The organism is Streptococcus sp. HMSC078H03, assembly GCF_001808655.1.
In the GTDB taxonomy this organism is placed as follows: Bacteria; Bacillota; Bacilli; order Lactobacillales; family Streptococcaceae; genus Streptococcus; species Streptococcus salivarius_G.
In genome coordinates, this window is record NZ_KV794072.1 from 209,562 (window position 1) to 228,417 (window position 18,856).

General features: G+C 37.9%; 17 protein-coding genes and 3 tRNA genes. 16 read left to right on the top strand and 4 right to left on the bottom strand.

Translation table 11 applies throughout. The features are described 5' to 3' along the window. Nucleotides 1-83: 83 nt before the first annotated feature. A tRNA-Asn gene (locus HMPREF2607_RS01185) sits at nt 84-157 on the bottom strand. Nucleotides 158-179: 22 nt separating this feature from the next. Beyond that, nucleotides 180-251 (bottom strand) — tRNA-Glu (locus HMPREF2607_RS01190). A 186-nt stretch (nt 252-437) separates the two neighbouring features. Between HMPREF2607_RS01190 and HMPREF2607_RS01195 the strand changes: the two genes are divergently transcribed. Further along, a tRNA-Arg gene (locus HMPREF2607_RS01195) sits at nt 438-511 on the top strand. Nucleotides 512-535: 24 nt separating this feature from the next. Here the strand turns inward: HMPREF2607_RS01195 and HMPREF2607_RS01200 are convergent. Then, nucleotides 536-1,219: a YoaK family protein gene (locus tag HMPREF2607_RS01200; RefSeq protein ID WP_070475432.1), complete on the bottom strand. Its 684-nt coding sequence runs from the start codon at nt 1,217-1,219 to the stop codon at nt 536-538. A gap of 15 nt (nt 1,220-1,234) precedes the next feature. Beyond that, a complete protein-coding gene (gene rlmH, locus HMPREF2607_RS01205) occupies nt 1,235-1,714 on the bottom strand; it encodes a 23S rRNA (pseudouridine(1915)-N(3))-methyltransferase RlmH (protein ID WP_070475433.1) in 480 nt (159 codons plus the stop codon). Between the two features lie 205 nt (nt 1,715-1,919). On the opposite strand from rlmH, the gene HMPREF2607_RS01210 reads away from it, so the two are divergent. The 15 genes from HMPREF2607_RS01210 (at nt 1,920) to ftsH (ending at nt 18,715) form a co-directional block, all read left to right on the top strand. Continuing rightward, the gene (locus tag HMPREF2607_RS01210) at nt 1,920-3,155 is read left to right on the top strand and encodes a S1C family serine protease (protein WP_013991347.1); all 1,236 of its coding nucleotides are present in this window, start codon (nt 1,920-1,922) and stop codon (nt 3,153-3,155) included. Nucleotides 3,156-3,220: 65 nt separating this feature from the next. Beyond that, nucleotides 3,221-3,988: a ParB/RepB/Spo0J family partition protein gene (locus tag HMPREF2607_RS01215; protein ID WP_014635206.1), complete on the top strand. Its 768-nt coding sequence runs from the start codon at nt 3,221-3,223 to the stop codon at nt 3,986-3,988. Between the two features lie 238 nt (nt 3,989-4,226). Further along, on the top strand, nt 4,227-5,591 hold the full coding sequence (gene dnaA / locus HMPREF2607_RS01225; RefSeq protein ID WP_049553505.1) for a chromosomal replication initiator protein DnaA: 1,365 nt from the start codon (nt 4,227-4,229) through the stop codon (nt 5,589-5,591). Between the two features lie 154 nt (nt 5,592-5,745). Next, on the top strand, nt 5,746-6,882 hold the full coding sequence (gene dnaN, locus HMPREF2607_RS01230; RefSeq protein ID WP_014633747.1) for a DNA polymerase III subunit beta: 1,137 nt from the start codon (nt 5,746-5,748) through the stop codon (nt 6,880-6,882). A 51-nt stretch (nt 6,883-6,933) separates the two neighbouring features. Then, the gene (locus HMPREF2607_RS01235) at nt 6,934-7,125 is read left to right on the top strand and encodes a DUF951 domain-containing protein (protein WP_002886272.1); all 192 of its coding nucleotides are present in this window, start codon (nt 6,934-6,936) and stop codon (nt 7,123-7,125) included. Nucleotides 7,126-7,334: 209 nt separating this feature from the next. Continuing rightward, nucleotides 7,335-8,450: a redox-regulated ATPase YchF gene (gene ychF, locus HMPREF2607_RS01240; RefSeq protein ID WP_002883967.1), complete on the top strand. Its 1,116-nt coding sequence runs from the start codon at nt 7,335-7,337 to the stop codon at nt 8,448-8,450. 72 nt (nt 8,451-8,522) lie between these two features. Then, nucleotides 8,523-9,092: an aminoacyl-tRNA hydrolase gene (pth, locus tag HMPREF2607_RS01245; RefSeq protein ID WP_013989873.1), complete on the top strand. Its 570-nt coding sequence runs from the start codon at nt 8,523-8,525 to the stop codon at nt 9,090-9,092. Beyond that, nucleotides 9,085-12,591: a transcription-repair coupling factor gene (gene mfd, locus HMPREF2607_RS01250; RefSeq protein ID WP_059749056.1), complete on the top strand. Its 3,507-nt coding sequence runs from the start codon at nt 9,085-9,087 to the stop codon at nt 12,589-12,591. Before pth ends, mfd begins: the two co-directional genes overlap by 8 nt. A gap of 185 nt (nt 12,592-12,776) precedes the next feature. Further along, nucleotides 12,777-13,052, top strand: a complete 276-nt coding sequence (locus tag HMPREF2607_RS01255; RefSeq protein WP_002883975.1) for an RNA-binding S4 domain-containing protein — start codon at nt 12,777-12,779, stop codon at nt 13,050-13,052. Then, entirely contained in the window at nt 13,036-13,407 is a 372-nt protein-coding gene (locus tag HMPREF2607_RS01260) for an FtsB family cell division protein (RefSeq protein WP_002886276.1), read from the top strand. Before HMPREF2607_RS01255 ends, HMPREF2607_RS01260 begins: the two co-directional genes overlap by 17 nt. After that, nucleotides 13,407-13,538 (top strand): SP_0009 family protein, encoded by a 132-nt coding sequence (locus tag HMPREF2607_RS01265; protein WP_021144772.1) that lies wholly within the window; start codon nt 13,407-13,409, stop codon nt 13,536-13,538. Before HMPREF2607_RS01260 ends, HMPREF2607_RS01265 begins: the two co-directional genes overlap by 1 nt. Then, nucleotides 13,535-14,827, top strand: a complete 1,293-nt coding sequence (locus HMPREF2607_RS01270; protein WP_021144773.1) for a serine hydrolase — start codon at nt 13,535-13,537, stop codon at nt 14,825-14,827. Before HMPREF2607_RS01265 ends, HMPREF2607_RS01270 begins: the two co-directional genes overlap by 4 nt. Continuing rightward, nucleotides 14,827-16,092 (top strand): tRNA lysidine(34) synthetase TilS, encoded by a 1,266-nt coding sequence (tilS, locus tag HMPREF2607_RS01275; protein ID WP_021144774.1) that lies wholly within the window; start codon nt 14,827-14,829, stop codon nt 16,090-16,092. Before HMPREF2607_RS01270 ends, tilS begins: the two co-directional genes overlap by 1 nt. 81 nt (nt 16,093-16,173) lie before the next feature. Beyond that, a complete protein-coding gene (hpt, locus tag HMPREF2607_RS01280) occupies nt 16,174-16,716 on the top strand; it encodes a hypoxanthine phosphoribosyltransferase (RefSeq protein WP_002883962.1) in 543 nt (180 codons plus the stop codon). Between the two features lie 19 nt (nt 16,717-16,735). Continuing rightward, the gene (ftsH, locus tag HMPREF2607_RS01285) at nt 16,736-18,715 is read left to right on the top strand and encodes an ATP-dependent zinc metalloprotease FtsH (RefSeq protein WP_002883966.1); all 1,980 of its coding nucleotides are present in this window, start codon (nt 16,736-16,738) and stop codon (nt 18,713-18,715) included. The last annotated feature ends 141 nt before the right edge of the window (nt 18,716-18,856 follow it).

The following is an 18,856-nucleotide window of genomic DNA, read 5'->3' on the forward strand; positions in this document are numbered from 1 at the left end:
AATAGGTCTGGAACAATTGTTCCAGACCTATTTATCTTTGGGTACAAAAAAACTCAAGCTATACAACTTGAGGTGTCTTATCACTCCGCCAGTAGGACTCGAACCTACGACATCATGATTAACAGTCATGCGCTACTACCAACTGAGCTATGGCGGATAAAACTGCTAAGTAGCAAAAATAGTCCGTACGGGATTCGAACCCGTGTTACCGCCGTGAAAAGGCGGTGTCTTAACCCCTTGACCAACGGACCAAGTTCTGAGATTTTTATCTCGTTAACACTCTTATTATTATATCAGAGTATTCGATTTTGTCTATACTTTTTTTCAAAAAAAATATTAAATTTTGCTAAATTTATTCGAATTTTACGTTAGTTTTTATCTTGCTTTTACAAAGTATTGACATGTTGCTATATATTTTGTAAACTAATAGAGTTATTGGTCCCATAGCTCAGCTGGATAGAGCATTCGCCTTCTAAGCGAACGGTCGCAGGTTCGAATCCTGCTGGGATCAGATAAAAAACGCAATCTAGAACCTCTAGTTGCGTTTTTGTTTTGCCTCGATAAATAGGAAATAATTTAAAATAAACAAAGGAAGCAAAGTCGTATATAGGCTGTATTCATGTAAATATTGAGCAAACCAAGTTGAGGCTGCAACTCCTACCATAAATGTAAAGATGATAATAGTAGTATAAGAAGCTTGTTTAAGCACTTTGGGATCACCCTCGTCAATAGCCCTAGCAACGGTTAAAGAGGTATTCGTAATATTTCCAGTCATCATGAAGGAAGCATAATTTACCCCTCTAACACGCTTAAAAATACCTACTTGAAGAGAGGCAAAGAAGGCCAAGCCCGCAATCGTAATAGTAGAATCAACGTAAGGTGTAATAATGGCGAGAATAGTCATTAAGAGAAAGGCAAGTCTAATCGCTTGCAAATGCCATCCCCATTTATGGTTAATGAGCCACTTCTTAACAAAAAAAACAAAAAACTGACCTAAAACAAAGAAAAAAATAGGTATCACATAGCTGAAAGCTCTTGCAATATGCCCCTCAACAAGATGAATAACCAAATAAAGGAGATTACCTGTCTGAATACTTGCAAATCGTCCGTCTTGAGTATTGTAAGTATAGGCATCAATGAAGCCCCCTATATAACTTACTAGAGTTGCTACCCGTAATCCTTCAAAAACACGATAGGAGCGTTTTTTCATTCTGAACATGTCTGTTTCCTTCTTCTACTTATGGTAAGGACTTCCCTGCTGAATCATGAATGCGCGATAAATTTGCTCTACTAATACAAGGCGCATAAGCTGATGAGGGAACGTTAAGAGACCAAAACTCATTAATTGATTAGCCCTCTTTTTCACTGTAGGAGAGAGTCCCAAACTTCCCCCTATAATAAAAGTAATATCTGAATAGCCTCTAAGAGTCGCTTGCTCTAACTCTTTAGCAAATTGCTCCGAGGGAAATTGTTTTCCTTCAATAGCTAAGGCAATGACATAATCACGATTACCTACCTTAGCCAAGATACGCTGCTCCTCTTTGTCTAGGATAGCTTTATTTTCAGCTTCGCTTGCATTATCTGGCGTCTTTTCATCCGTTAATTCTATAGACTCAAATTTTGTAAAGCGTCCTAGTCGTTTGACATACTCCGCAATGCCATCTTTCAAATATTTTTCTTTCAATTTTCCAACGGTAATCAATTTAACTTTCATAGGCTTATTATAGCATATATCCACAATCTTTTAACACCTTATCCACACCTTTTTACTGTTAAGAATCTTTAGTTATCCCTATAAAATAGCTTCTTATCTACACTTTTTGAAACTTATCCACAGACTGTTGATAACTGTTTTTTAAAATCACTTTATGATATAATTAAGCTTACTTTGATATGTTTATCAAAAAGGAGGACTAAACGTGAAAAAATTTAACTGGAAAAAAATAGTAGCGCCAATTGCAATGCTTGTTATTGGCTTACTAGGTGGTTTACTAGGTGCCTTTATCCTACTAACAGCAGCAGGGGTATCTTTTACCAATTCAACAGATACAGGTGTTAAAACAGCTAAGACCGTATACAATAATACAACAGATACAACTAAAGCTGTTAAGAAAGTACAAAATGCCGTTGTTTCTGTCATCAATTACCAAGAAGGGTCATCATCAGATTCTCTAAATGAACTTTATGGCCGTATCTTTGGTGGAGATGATAGTTCTGATTCTAGTCAAGACAAATCAAAAGATTCTGATGGGTTGCAAGTCGCTGGTGAAGGTTCTGGAGTCATCTATAAAAAAGATGGGAAAGAGGCCTACATCGTAACCAACAACCACGTTGTCGATGGCGCTAAAAAACTTGAAATCATGCTTTCAGATGGATCAAAAATTACTGGTGAACTTGTTGGTAAAGATACTTACTCTGACCTAGCAGTTGTCAAAGTTTCTTCAGATAAAATTAAAACCGTAGCGGAATTTGCAGACTCAAACTCTCTCACAGTCGGCGAGAAGGCAATTGCTATCGGTAGCCCACTTGGTACCGAATATGCCAACTCAGTAACAGAGGGTATCGTTTCTAGCCTTAGCCGTACTGTAACTATGCAAAACGACAATGGTGAAACTGTTTCAACAAATGCTATCCAAACAGATGCTGCCATTAACCCTGGTAACTCAGGTGGTGCCTTAGTCAATATCGAAGGACAAGTTATCGGTATTAACTCAAGTAAAATTTCATCAACGTCAGCAGTCGCTGGTAGCGCCGTTGAAGGTATGGGATTTGCCATTCCATCAAACGATGTTGTCGAAATCATCAATCAATTGGAAAAAGACGGTAAAGTTACACGACCAGCCCTAGGAATCTCAATGGCCGATCTTAACAGCCTTTCTAGCAGTGCAACTTCTAAATTAGATTTACCAGATGATGTGAAAGCTGGAGTTGTAGTCGGCAGCGTTCAAAAAGGTATGCCAGCTGACGGTAAACTTCAAGAAAATGATGTTATCACTGAAATTGACGGTAAGGAAATCAGCTCAAAAACTGATATTCAAACCAATCTTTACAGCCATAGTATTGGAGATACAATCAAGGTAACCTTCTATCGTGGTAAAGAGAAGAAAACTGAAGAACTTAAATTAACAAAATCTACAGAAGACTTGTCTGACTAAGTCATTGACAAATCTGTCAAAAGACCTTTACAATAATGTAAAGGTCTTTTTTGGAAAGGAATAACATGCAAGAACAACTCAAAGCTTTACCTATTAGTGACATCTATCCCAATCCTTTTCAACCTCGTATAGAGTTCTCTGATGAAGAATTAGCGGAGCTAAGCCAATCGATTGCAGAAAATGGACTAATACAGCCAATCATTGTCCGAAAATCGGATATTATTGGTTATGAACTAATTGCTGGGGAAAGACGTTTACGTGCCTGTAAACGTCTAGGAATGACAGAAATCCCTGCAGTTGTAAAGGAAGTTACAGATCAAGAGAGTCGTAAACAAGCTATTATTGAAAATTTACAACGATCGAATCTCAATCCCATTGAAGAAGCAAAGGCCTATCGTAGTTTAATTAATGAGCTAGCTTATAGTCACGAGGAACTGGCGAAAGCTATGGGGAAATCCAGACCTTATATCAGTAACGCTCTCAGACTCCTCCAACTTCCCCAAGAGATACAGACGAGTATCGAAAATGGCAAACTGAGTCAAGGACATGCTAGAGCACTTTTAGCTGTTGAGGATACAAAAAAGCAATTAACTATCTATCATCAGGTCCTTACTGAAAAATGGTCAGTTCGTACCCTGGAAAAAAGACTTCAAGAACTTCCAAAAAAACAAAAATCAAAAAAAGATATTCATATAAAAGATAAAGAAAAAGAACTGGAAAAATCACTTGGTCTCCCCGTTACTCTTCGTTATCACAAAAATCACTCTGGAACTATTCAGATCCACTTTTCGACGGAAGAAGATTTTAACAGAATTATCAACAAGCTTATTTGACCTGTGAATTGAGGAGAAAAAAGAAACAAACTTATCCACATCATAAAATGGTTGCCCTCCCTTTATTTGAGAGGGTTTCTTTTTTTATTCACAACTTGTGGATAACTCTTGTGCACAATGTGAATTGTCTTTTTTTCCTTGTGGATAACTTAGGGAACTTTTATCTTCGGACCTGTGGAAAACTTTTTTGTTTTATGATAGAATCAGAGAACAAGAATAAAGAAGGAGAATTGATGGAATGACCGAAAAAGAGCATTTTTTTTGGAATAAGCTCTTAGAGCTGGCCAAAGAGGAACTAACACAAGCCACTTTTGATTATTATGTCCTAGATACCAAGCTCATCAAAGTTCAAGATAACGTTGCTACAATTCTGCTTGAGGAAGTCAAAAAGCTATTCTGGGAAAAGAATATGCAATCTTTCATTTTGATGGCTGGTTTTGAAGCCTATAATAGTGAAATCAAAGTTGAGTACGTCTTTGACGAAGCACTCTTAAACGAGGCAAATTCAACTGTAACAAACAATGACTTTGGCAATAAAAAGGAACAGCAAACACCTGCTCTTCCTACATTGGACTCTGACTTGAATAGTAAGTACACCTTTGATAATTTTATTCAGGGGGATGAAAACCGTTGGTCAGTTGCTGCATCTTTAGCTGTAGCTGATTCACCAGGAGCTACGTATAACCCTCTATTTATTTATGGAGGACCTGGTCTCGGAAAAACTCACTTACTCAATGCCATTGGTAACAAGGTCTTACATGATAATCCTCAAGCACGTATCAAATACATTACTGCAGAGAATTTCATTAATGAATTTGTTGTCCATATCCGTTTAGATAAAATGGATGAACTAAAACTTAAATACCGTCATCTGGACGTTCTCTTAATTGATGATATTCAATCATTGGCTAAAAAATCAACGCAAGCCACTCAAGAGGAATTTTTCAATACTTTCAATGTCCTTCACAATAATAATAAACAAATTGTCCTGACCAGCGACCGTAATCCAGATCAATTGAACGAGATGGAAGAGCGTCTTGTCACGCGCTTTAAATGGGGGTTAACCGTTAATATCACACCACCCGACTTTGAAACGCGAGTGGCCATTCTTACTAATAAGATTATGGACTATGATTATCATTTTCCTCCTGAAACAATTGAGTATTTAGCTGGCCAATTTGATTCAAATGTCCGTGACTTAGAAGGGGCCTTAAAAGATATTAGCTTAGTTGCCAATGTTCGCCAGTTAGATACTATCACAGTTGAAGTAGCTGCCGAAGCCATTCGCGCACGTAAAATGGATGGTCCTAAATTAACTCTTATTCCGATTGAGGATATCCAAACTGAGGTAGGAAAATTTTATAATGTCACTGTAAAAGAGATCAAGGCAACTAAACGAACACAAAATATTGTCTTGGCACGTCAGGTAGCCATGTATCTTGCGCGTGAAATGACTGATAACTCCCTTCCAAAAATTGGAAAAGAATTTGGCGGAAGAGATCACTCAACTGTCTTACATGCATACAATAAAATCAAAAATATGATTGCTCAAGATGACAGTTTACGCATTGAAATTGATACCATCAAAAACAAGATAAAATGACACTTGTGGATAACTATTAAAAATTATCCAAACTTTTCCACAGGCTGTGCACAAGTTTAAAGCCTTGATAAAACTATGTTTTGTAGACTTATGCACAGTGTCCACAAGACCTACTACTACTACTAAAATAATACTAATAAAATAAAGGAGCATCATGATTCAATTTGCGATTAATAAAGCTTATTTCTTACAAGCACTTCATACAACTCGCCGTGCTATTTCTTCTAAAAATGCTATCCCAATTCTATCAACGATTAAAATCGAAGTTACCAAAGATGGTATCTATTTGACAGGATCAAATGGGCAAATCTCAATTGAAAATAGTATCTCAGTTTCAGAAGAAAATGCAGGCCTATTAATTACGCAGCCAGGTAGTATCCTTTTGGAAGCAAACTTTTTCATTAATGTTGTCTCAAGCTTGCCTGATGTTACCCTTACTTTTGAAGAAATCGAACAATACCAAGTTTTACTGAAAAGTGGTAAATCAGAAATTACCTTGAAAGGGAAAGATGTCGAACAATATCCCCGTATTCAGGAAGTTGATAGCTTGACGCCATTACTCATGGACACAAAAGTGTTAAAATCTATCATTGCTGAAACTTCATTCGCAGCAAGCACACAAGAAAGTCGTCCAATTTTAACTGGGGTTCACTTTGTTCTTTCAAATCATAAAGATCTCAAAGCTGTAGCAACAGACTCTCACCGAATGAGCCAACGTCAACTTGTTTTGGAGCATTCTGCGGATAACTTTGATGTTGTAATCCCAAGTCGCTCACTTAAAGAATTATCGGCAGTCTTTAGCGATGATATTGAAAACTTAGAGGTTTTCTTCTCAGCAAATCAAATTCTATTCCGTAGTGAAACAATTTCTTTCTATACACGTCTACTTGAAGGAAATTATCCAGACACGAATCGTCTCTTGTCTGATTCATTTGAAACAGAAGTTGTTTTCGAGACTGCTAGCCTTCGTTCTGCTATGGAACGTTCATATTTGATTTCTAATGCTAGTCAAAGTGGTACCGTCAAACTCGAAATCATCAATGGCAGTGTCAGTGCCCATGTTAATTCACCAGAAGTCGGAAAGGTGAATGAGGATATTGATGTGCAAGATGTTTCTGGTAGTGATTTGGTCATTAGTTTCAACCCAACCTACCTAATAGATGCTTTGAAAGCTCTTAAGAGTGAGACTGTCCGTGTACGTTTCATTTCACCGGTGCGTCCATTTACTTTGACGCCAGCAGATGACAGTGAGAATTTTATTCAATTGATTACACCTGTAAGAACAAACTAAAATCGAAAAAGTTATCCACTGTGGATAACTTTTTTACTAGAGAGGGAGTTTATGTACCAAATTGGAAGTTTAGTTGAAATGAAAAAACCACATGCTTGTACCATAAAAGCAACAGGAAAAAAAGCTAATGAATGGGAAGTGACCCGTCTTGGAGCTGACATTAAGATTCGTTGTACGAATTGTGATCATGTGGTTATGATGAGTCGTCATGATTTCGAAAAGAAACTTAAGAAGGTTTTATAACAGACATTGGGGAGTCTATATAATGAGGTTCTTGTGTTAAGAAAATTAGTTTACTAGCAATATAAAAACTTTCTAGAGTCCCTAATTATCTTCTTTATAGCATTCTTTGCCTTGCTTTCCTTTTTATGATTCTCAAAGGGAAGTTGCCTATTTTTAACAATTTTTGTGTTATAATTAACTGAATTACTTTTTTATGGAGAAATAAATTAATGGCTTTAACAGCAGGTATCGTTGGTTTGCCAAACGTTGGTAAATCAACTCTTTTCAATGCAATTACAAAAGCGGGTGCGGAAGCTGCTAACTATCCTTTCGCGACAATTGATCCAAACGTCGGAATGGTTGAGGTACCAGACGAGCGTTTGACGAAACTGACTGAACTTATTACCCCTAAAAAGACAGTTCCAACCACATTTGAGTTCACAGATATTGCGGGTATCGTAAAAGGAGCATCAAAGGGTGAAGGTCTTGGAAATAAGTTCTTGGCGAACATTCGTGAAGTAGATGCTATTGTCCATGTCGTTCGTGCTTTCGATGATGAAAATGTTATGCGTGAACAAGGGCGTGAGGATGCCTTTGTAGATCCTATGGCCGATATCGATACAATCAACCTAGAATTGATTTTGGCTGACCTTGAATCAATTAACAAACGTTATGCGCGTGTCGAAAAAATTGCGCGTACACAAAAAGATAAAGATTCTGTGGCAGAGTTTAATATTCTTCAAAAGATTAAACCTGTTCTAGAAGATGGTAAGTCTGCACGTACGATTGATTTTACTGAGGAAGAGCAAAAAATTGTTAAGGGACTCTTCCTCTTGACAACAAAACCAGTACTTTATGTGGCTAACGTTGATGAAGACCAAGTCGCAAATCCTGATGATATTGATTATGTCAAACAAATTCGTGAGTTTGCAGCGACTGAAAATGCAGAAGTAGTTGTTATCTCGGCACGTGTTGAGGAAGAAATTTCTGAATTGGATGATGAAGACAAAGAAATGTTCTTGGAAGACCTTGGTTTGACAGAATCAGGAGTTGATAAACTGACACGCGCAGCCTATCACTTGCTTGGTCTTGGAACTTACTTTACTGCTGGTGAGAAAGAAGTACGTGCTTGGACCTTTAAACGCGGCATCAAGGCTCCACAAGCAGCAGGAATTATCCACTCTGACTTCGAGAAAGGCTTTATCCGTGCTGTAACCATGTCTTACGATGATCTCATTAAATATGGTTCTGAGAAAGCTGTTAAGGAAGCTGGTCGCCTTCGTGAAGAAGGAAAAGAATATGTTGTCCAAGATGGCGATATTATGGAATTCCGTTTCAACGTTTAGAAAATAAAAAATAGTGCACAAGGCTGAAAAGTATTTTTCAGTCCTTTTGCTGTTTATCAAAGAGGAGAAATAATGACAAAATTAGTAGTTGGCTTGGGAAATCCTGGTTCAAAATACCATGAGACACGTCACAATGTTGGTTTTATGGCTATTGACCTAATGGCTAAGGAACTGGGATTAACCTTTTCTGAAGAAAAGACCTTTAAGGCTGAAGTGGCTTCGACCTTTTTAAACGGTGAAAAGGTTTATTTTGTGAAACCAACGACCTTTATGAATCTATCTGGTCTAGCTGTTAGAGCATTGCTAGCTTATTACAATATTCCCATGGAGGATTTTATCGTTATTTACGATGACTTAGATATGGAAGTTGGGAAACTGCGCTTTCGTCAAAAAGGTTCAGCAGGTGGTCATAATGGGATTAAATCTATTATTGCTGAAACTGGCACTCAAGAATTTGACCGTATAAAAATTGGTATTGGTCGCCCACAGAAAGGAATGACGGTCGTTAATCATGTCCTTGGAAAATTTAGTGAAGATGATTATGCCACAATTTTACTGACTTTAGACAAGGTAGAGACGGCCCTCAATCATTACCTTAAAACCAATGATTTCGAAGACACCATGAGGCGTTATAATGGCTAATACCCTATTAGATCTTTTTGAGAAGAATCCTCAATTGCTTGAGTGGCGTGATAAAGTAACTTTATTGAGTAGACAGTTGGTTATGGGATTTTCTGGTTCCAGCAAGGCAGTTGTCATGGCATCTGCCCTTTCTGAGCAGGTTCCTAAGATTCTAATCGTTACTTCAACACAAAATGAAGCTGAGCAACTAACAGGAGATTTGTCAGCTATCTTAGGAGAGGATAAGGTTTATTCTTTTTTTGCAGATGATGTAGTAGCTGCAGAGTTTATCTTCGCTTCTCCAGAAAAGACCCATTCTCGTCTCGAAAGTCTTAATTTTTTAATAGATAAAGAGGCCAGTGGGGTTTTGGTCACGAGTTTAGTTGGGACTAAGTTACATTTGCCTAACCCTAAGGTTTATAAAGACTCTCGTATTAACTTAGCACTAGGGGAAGAACATGATTTAGAGGCTCTCAGTAAGCATCTGACTCATATTGGATACCAAAGGGTAGAGCAGGTTCTCTCACCTGGTGAGTTTAGTCGTAGGGGCGATATTTTAGATATCTATGAACTGACTGCAGAACTCCCCTACCGTTTAGAATTTTTTGGAGACGAGATTGATGGTATTCGTCAGTTTGATAGCGATAGTCAAAAATCTTTAGACAATTTAGAGCATGTTATCGTATCTCCGGCAGATGATATTATCTTAACAAGAGAAGATTACCAACGTGCTGAGAAGGCCCTAGAAAGTGCGGTCTCGAAGGCAGAAGGTCCTCATAAAGCTTACCTTGAGGAAGTTCTGTCAGTTACGATTGATGGTTACCGTCATAAAGATTTACGTAAGTTTTTATCTCTCTTTTATGATAAAGCTTACACCTTATTTGACTACCTTCCAAAGGGAACTCCTGTATTCATTGATGATTTTCAAAAGATAGTGGACCGCCATGGACGTCTTGAGTTGGAAGTGGCTAATCTTTTAACTGAGGATCTTCATCAGGGCAAGTCTCTGAGTCATCTAAATTACTTAGTGGATTCATTTAAGACTTTACGTAACTATCAGCCAGCTAGTTTCTTTTCGAATTTTCATAAGGGATTGGGAAATCTTAAATTTGATAAGTTGTATCAATTCACGCAATACCCTATGCAAGAGTTCTTTAACCAGTTCCCACTTCTAGTTGATGAAATACATCGCTATACCAAGAATAAGGCAACAGTTATTTTACAAGTGGGGTCTGAGAAGCAGCTCAAATCTTTGAAGGAAACCTTGGAAGAATATGATTTAGATTTACCCCTTAGTAGTTTTGGAGATTTGATCCCTCATAAGCCTCAGTTAGTCTTAGGAAACTTATCCAATGGTTTTTACTTTGCGGATGAAAAGCTTGTTCTTGTCACTGAACGTGAGATTTTTCATAAAAAAGTAAAACGTCGTGCGCGTGCCAGTCACGTTTCCAATGCAGAGCGTCTCAAAGATTACAATGAACTTGAAAAAGGTGATTATGTTGTACACCAGACTCATGGTATCGGTCAATTTAAAGGTATTGAGACTATTGAGATTAAAGGGGTGCATCGTGACTACTTGACCATCCAATATCAGGATGCTGCAACAATTTCTCTACCTGTTGAGCAGATTGAGAGTCTCTCTAAGTATGTATCAGCGGACGGAAAAGAGCCTAAAATTAATAAACTCAATGATGGGCGTTTTCAAAAGACTAAACAAAAAGTAAGCAAGCAAGTAGAGGATATTGCCGATGATCTCTTAAAACTTTATGCTGAGCGTAGTCAACTTAAAGGTTTTGCTTTTTCACCAGATGATGATAACCAAAGGGATTTCGAAGATGATTTTACCTATGCTGAGACAGAGGATCAATTGCGTTCTATCAAGGAAATTAAGGCAGACATGGAGTCAGACAAACCCATGGATCGTCTCTTGGTTGGTGATGTTGGTTTTGGTAAGACAGAGGTAGCTATGCGTGCTGCCTTCAAGGCGGTCAATGATGGAAAGCAAGTTGCTATCCTAGTTCCTACAACAGTTCTTGCCCACCAGCATTATTTGAATTTTAAAGAACGTTTTGAAAATCATGCTGTTGAGGTAGATGAACTCAGTCGTTTTAGAAGTAAAAAAGAGCAAAATGAGACTATTGAAAATTTAGCTAAAGGGCGTATTGATATTATTATCGGTACCCACCGCCTGCTGTCCAAAGATGTTAAGTTTTCTGACTTAGGCTTGCTAGTAATTGATGAAGAACAACGTTTTGGCGTGAAGCATAAAGAGAAACTTAAGGAGTTGAAGGCTAGGGTTGATGTACTTACGCTAACTGCGACACCTATTCCTCGTACGCTTCATATGTCTATGTTAGGTATTCGTGATTTGTCGATTATTGAGACAGCACCTACCAACCGTTATCCAGTTCAAACTTATGTTATGGAAACCAATCCTGGTCTTATTCGAGAAGCGATATTAAGAGAGATGGACCGAGGCGGCCAGATTTTTTATGTTTATAATCGTGTTGAAACCATTGATCAAAAAGTTTCTGAACTACATGAGCTAGTCCCTGAAGCACGTATCGGATTTGTTCATGGTCAGATGAGTGAGGTTATGTTGGAGAATACCCTCTTGGATTTCTTGAATGGTGATTACGATGTTTTGGTAGCAACGACCATTATCGAGACAGGGATTGATATCTCCAACGTTAATACGCTCTTTATTGAGAATGCAGATCATATGGGCTTATCTACTCTTTATCAGTTGAGAGGTCGTGTGGGGCGTAGTAATCGAATTGCTTATGCCTATCTCATGTATCGTCCTGACAAAGTGTTGACGGAAGTTTCTGAGAAGCGATTGGATGCTATTAAGGGATTTACAGAACTGGGATCAGGTTTCAAAATTGCCATGCGTGATTTATCAATTCGTGGTGCCGGGAACATTCTTGGTGCTTCTCAAAGTGGTTTCATCGACTCAGTCGGATTCGAAATGTACTCGCAACTCTTGGAAGAGGCTATCAATAAACGTCAAGGTAAAACTCAAGTTCGCCGTAAAGGAAATGCAGAGTTCAATCTTCAGATTGATGCTTACCTCCCTTCTGACTATATTTCTGACGAGCGCCAAAAAATTGAAATTTATAAGCGTATTCGAGAAATTGAGAATCAGAAAGACTATCAAGACCTTCAAGATGAGCTTATTGACCGCTTTGGAGAATATCCAGACCAAGTTGCCTATCTCATTGAGATTGGTCTGGTTAAGGCCTATTTGGATGCTGCCTTTGCAGAATTAGTCGAGCGTAAGAACGATACTATTATTGTTCGTTTCGAAAAAGCCTCTCTTAAATTCTTCTTGACTCAAGACTATTTCGAAGCCATCTCTAAAACGCATTTAAAAGCAAAAATCAGTGATAACCAAGGGAAAGTAGAGATTACTTTTGATGTTCGTAACAAGAAAGACTATGAGATTCTTGAAGAATTAAAAATTTTTGGACAGACATTTATGGAAATCAAAGAACGTAAAGAAAAAAAAGAAGCTTAAGGAAAGTTTAAGTAAGTCTCTCTATACTATAAAATATCCTAAAACTTTTCTTTTTCATAAATCTCCTGAGAGGGTCGACTAGTGTCGATTCTCTTATTTTTGTACTTGAAAAGGCTTTAGTCACCTATTTTCTCAAAAAAATGCTATCATAGAAGAGATATCCTAACGAAAAGGAAACAGTAACATTGAGATTAGACAAATATTTAAAAGTATCACGAATTATCAAACGCCGTCCAGTTGCTAAAGAAGTAGCTGATAAAGGACGTATAAAAGTAAATGGAGTACTCGCTAAGTCATCTACAGATTTAAAAATTGGTGACCAAGTGGAAGTTCGTTTTGGAAATAAACTTTTAACTGTCCGTGTTTTAGAAATGAAAGACAGTACTAAAAAAGAAGATGCGGCAAAAATGTACGAGATTATAAGTGAAACAAGGATTGAAGCAGATGAGCAAGAAGCCTAATATTGTACAGCTTACGAACGATTACATTGATAATGCCAATCAAGAGCAACGATTAGAGCGTGCCGAACACGAACAAAGGAATCGCTTTATGGGGTGGATTCTTTTTGTGGTTGTTTTACTCTTTATCTTGCCAACCTATAATCTGGTTGAGACCTATATGAATATCAAACAGCAAGAGAAGGAAGTCTTGTCGCTTCAGAAAGACTATGATAAATTGTCGGATCAGACAAAGGAACGAAAGGATTTGGCTAAGAAACTTAAGGATGATGCTTTCGCCGAGAAATATGCGCGTGCTAAGTACTATTATTCACGTGAAGGAGAGTCAATCTATCCTGTACCAAGCTTATTACCCTAATGAAAGATTTACTAAAAACTGTAGAAACTTTTTTAACCTATTCAGAAGCCAAGTTAGAGGAACTATCAGAAAAAAATCAGCAACTTAAAATGGAATTACCGAGGAAAGAGGAGGTGAAGAAGCAAGCATGAAAAAGCTCTTAATAGCTGCAACTGTTGTGCTTGTATCTTCTAGCCCCCTAGTCTTACTTCCTATGGAGAAGGAGCTAACTCTGACCCAAAAACAGGTCCAAAAATTGACTCAAAATACTACAGCTAGTTTGGCTCAATTTAAACAGATTCCTAAAAATCCAAGAACGATAACAACTATCCTAACTTATAAGAACAAGGATTTAACAGAATTTAAAACCAGTATCCAAGCGGATACCAAACTATCAATTTCTGCTATTTTTTGGAATGCTAAAGGTGAGCCTGTTTTCCAACTTCAAGATGGTGATTATGTAGCCGCTAGTCAGAAATCAATTGTAGACGACAGTATCTATAATGAAAAACCAGTAGATATGACCTTATGGACTAAAGATGGTTTAACGGTATACAAAGAACCTTACGTTTTAGGAACTGAAAAAGCTGACTCCAAACTCGCTAGTTTTAAACCCATTAAGGTTAGCCAAGCAGCTCAGACGCATGCAGGGACCTACTATTTGGTAGACGGTGAGGGGTGGATCAACGCTTCTGATTTATCAACGACTGACAATCGCATCGAGGCTGTTCAAAAAGTCCTTAATGAGAAGTATAACAATCAAGAGCGCATCTCAGTTTATGTTAAACAGCTTGATACGGACCGAGTAGCTGCTATCAATGACGAAAAAAGCATGTATGCAGCAAGCGTAGCCAAGCTTGGAGTACTCTATTATGCACAGGAACGTCTGTCTCAAAAAAAATTATCATTATCAGATGAGTATCAATATACCGCAGCTGTGAATGGTTTTCCAGGTGCCTATGATCCAGATGGTTCTGGAAAGATTAGTAAGATACCTGATGATAAGAATTATAGCTTGGAAAATCTGTTAAAGGCTGTAGCCCAAAACTCAGATAATGTAGCGACAAATATATTAGGTTATTATGTAACCAATCAGTATGACAAGGCCTTCCAAAAATCAGTAGATAAAGCCGCAGCGACTTCGTGGAATATGGATAAAAAGGAGTTGACTGCTAGAGCCGCAGGTACTTTGATGGAGGCTGTTTATAGACAAAATGGAGATATTATCAATTATCTTTCAAGTACGGACTATGATGGCGAACGTATTTCCAAAAACATTGATGTGCCTGTCGCTCATAAAATTGGTGATGCCTACGACTTTAAACATGACGTCGCTATTGTTTATGCAGATTCTCCCTTTATTCTATCGATTTTTACGGATAAAGAGGGCTATGACAAAATCACCTCAATTGCAGATGATGTTTATGGAATTTTAAAATAATGACACAAAAATTGTTGCAAATGATGCAAGCCAAGGGTTATTTTAACCAGCACAAGAAAATTTTAGTAGCAGTATCAGGTGGAGCAGACTCTATGAGTTTGCTGCACTTTTTGTATAACCATCAAAAAGATTTGGATATTCAGTTGGGGATTGCTCACGTTAACCATAAACAACGACAAGAGTCGGAGCATGAAGAAGCGTATTTACGTCATTGGGCAGAGGAACATAAGGTCCCTTTTCACTATAGTGCCTTCTCAGGAAAGTTTTCAGAAAATGCTGCCCGTACCTTTCGCTATGAGTTTTTTAAGCGGGTCATGAAAGATTATGATTACTCTGCTCTTGTAACAGCCCATCATGCAGATGATCAAGCAGAGACGATTTTTATGAGACTGTTGAGAGGAAGTCGTTTAAGACACCTGACAGGAATTTCAGCTATCAGACCATTTGGCACTGGTCAGATTATTCGTCCCTTTTTGCATCTTACGAAAGATCAGCTTCCCGTAACTTTCCATTTTGAAGATAGGAGTAATACGTCATTAGCCTATCTTCGGAATCGCATCAGACTATCCTATCTTCCTACCTTATCTCAGGAAAATCCTAAATTTAAGGAGCACCTTTGTCTTTTAGCCGAGGAGATTGGTCTTATGAAGCAAGCTTTAGGGGAGTTAACAAAGGATATTACTATCACTGATTTATCTGTTTTTCAGCAACAGTCAGATCCTGTCCAGCTCTTTCTTTTTCAGAACTATTTAGATACCTTTCCTGATTTACAGCTTTCTAAAGGCCAATTTAATCAATTGATAAGTTATCTAAGAAAAAATGGTTCAGGGAAGATACCCCTAAAAAATGGTTACGAACTAATAAAAACACAGACTTCTTTCCTAATAAGGAAAGAAGAGGCTATCTCTTTATCCCCTCCTTGTCTCTTAGAATTTGGAAAATCTGTTGAGTTTGAGGATTACACCTTGACTTTTTCAGAATTCAATGACGTTTCTAACTCAGATACTATTAGTATTTGGTCAGATTCCCCAATACTGATTCGTCATAGAAAAGAAGGCGATAAGATTGACCTTGGTAGTCACCATAAAAAATTAAGACGACTGTTTATAGACAATAAGATTTTAGAGAAGGATCGTCAAAAAGCCATTATAGGAGAACAAGATGGTCAGATTATTTTTCTTTATGTTGCTGGGCGTCTCTATTTGAAAAAAAGACCTGAAAATGCTATACTTTATGGCACTGTAGTCATTTATAAGAATTTCTAATCAAATACCATGTTCAAATAACGATGATTGAAGTAAAAGTGGTATAATAACAGAATATTGACTTCGAGAAAGGGAACCCAAATGTTAGAAAAAGACATTAAAAAAGTCCTCTTTTCCCAAGAGGATATCGTAGCTAAAACTAAAGAACTAGGACAACAATTGACAGAGGATTATGCGGGGAAAAATCCTTTACTAGTCTGTGTTTTGAAAGGTGCTGTTCCATTTATGGCAGAACTTATCAAACATATCGATACCCATATTGAGATGGACTTTATGGTCGTTTCAAGTTATGGTGGTGGAACTGTCAGCAGTGGTGAAGTAAAGATTCTTAAAGATGTTGACACTAATGTTGAAGGACGAGACATCATCTTTATTGAAGATATCATTGACACAGGTCGTACGCTCCTTTATCTTCGAGATATGTTCAAGTACCGTAAAGCCAATTCAGTCAAAATCGCAACTCTTTTTGATAAACCAGAAGGTCGTGTTGTTGATATTGAGGCAGATTACGTATGTTACGATGTTCCTAATGAATTTATCGTTGGTTTCGGACTAGACTATGATGAAAAATACCGTAACCTCCCTTATGTCGGTGTCCTAAAAGAAGAAATTTATACAAAATAAGTAAAGGTCTAATTAATTTATGAATAATAAAAATAATAATGGCTTCTTACGGAACGCTTTTCTCTACATCATAGTTATTATTGCGGTTGTAACCGGAGTACAATACTTTGCAGGAGGAAGCCAAAGCCCAAGTCAACAATTGTCTTACACACAGTTGGTTAAGAAAATTGAAGATGGTAAGGTAAAATCTATCACTTATCAGCCAGACGGTAGTATCATTGAAGTTAAAGGTAGCTACAAAAAGGCCGAAAAGGTTGATACTGATCTTAGTCTACCATTTTTAGGTAGTGCATCATCAGAGACACGTAGCTTTACATCGACTGTGCTGCAGAATGAAACAACCATGCAGAAATTGCAGTCAGCATCAGAAGCAGCTGATGTTAATGTTAAAATGATACGTGAAAGTTCAAGTGGTGCTTGGATTTCATATCTTTTTAGTTACCTACCTTTGATTGGGATTGCTATTTTCTTCCTTTTCATGATGAACCAAGGTGGTAACCGCGGTGCAATGAATTTTGGCCGCAACCGTGCTAAGACTCAATCAAAAGAGAATATTAAAGTTCGTTTCACAGATGTGGCTGGTGCAGAAGAAGAAAAAGAAGAACTTGTAGAAGTCGTAGATTTCCTCAAAAATCCACGTAAATATAAAGCACTTGGTGCACGTATCCCTAAGGGTGTTCTCCTTGAAGGCCCTCCAGGGACAGGTAAAACTCTGCTTGCTAAAGCTGTTGCTGGTGAAGCAGATGTTCCTTTCTTTAGTATCTCAGGTTCTGATTTCGTAGAGATGTTTGTCGGTGTCGGAGCAAGTCGTGTTCGTAGTCTTTTTGAAGACGCTAAGAAGGCCGAACGTGCTATTATCTTTATTGATGAAATCGATGCGGTTGGCCGTCGTCGTGGTACTGGAATGGGTGGCGGTAACGACGAACGTGAACAAACCCTTAACCAACTGTTGATAGAAATGGATGGTTTTGATGGAAATGAGAATATCATTGTCATTGCTGCAACCAACCGCAGTGATGTTCTTGATCCAGCCCTCCTACGTCCAGGACGTTTTGACCGTAAAGTTCTTGTTGGTCGCCCAGATGTAAAAGGCCGAGAAGCTATCTTGAAAGTCCATGCCAAGAATAAACCATTGGCTGAAGATGTTGACCTTAAAGTTGTTGCTCAACAAACTCCAGGTTTTGTTGGAGCTGACTTAGAAAATGTCTTGAATGAAGCAGCCCTAGTTGCTGCACGACGTAGTAAGACTAGAATTGATGCTAGTGATATCGACGAAGCAGAGGATCGTGTTATTGCTGGACCATCTAAGAAAGACCGCCAAGTTTCAGAACACGAACGTAAAGTTGTGGCTTACCATGAAGCAGGTCATACAATTGTTGGTTTAACACTTTCTAGCGCTCGTGATGTTCACAAGGTTACTATTGTTCCACGAGGCCGCGCAGGTGGTTATATGATTTCTCTACCAAAAGAGGATCAGATGTTGTCATCTAAAGATGAGCTAAAAGAACAATTGGCAGGACTTATGGGTGGACGTGTTGCAGAAGAAATTATTTTCAACGTTCAAACCTCAGGCGCTTCAAATGACTTTGAGCAAGCAACACAGTTAGCACGTGCAATGGTTACTGAATATGGTATGAGCGAAAAACTTGGACCAGTCCAATATGAAGGTAATCATGCGATGAATCCAGGACAATTTACGACAGATAAGTCTTACTCAGCTCATACAGCTCAACTTATTGACGAAGAAATTCGATCACTTTTAGTTGAAGCACATGACAAAGCAGCTGAAATTATCAATGCAAACCGAGAAACACATGCACTCATTGCAGAAGCTTTGCTTAAGTATGAAACACTTGATGCTGCACAAATCAAGTCAATTTATGAGACTGGTAAGATGCCGGAGGATTCTCTTGGAGATTCAGAAGAAGATAATCATGCCCTATCTTACGATGAAGTCAAAGAAAGAATTGAAAATAAAAATAAAGATGAAGAAGAGTAAGGAGTTTTACTCTTCTTTTTTTAGATAAATCGAGAGAAGAAGTACTATTAGAAAGTGTTATAAAAAAAAGAAAATTAAAATCAATGCAAATTATTGACAAGACAGGTCAGAGATGATATTATAAATAAGCTGTTTCGCGAG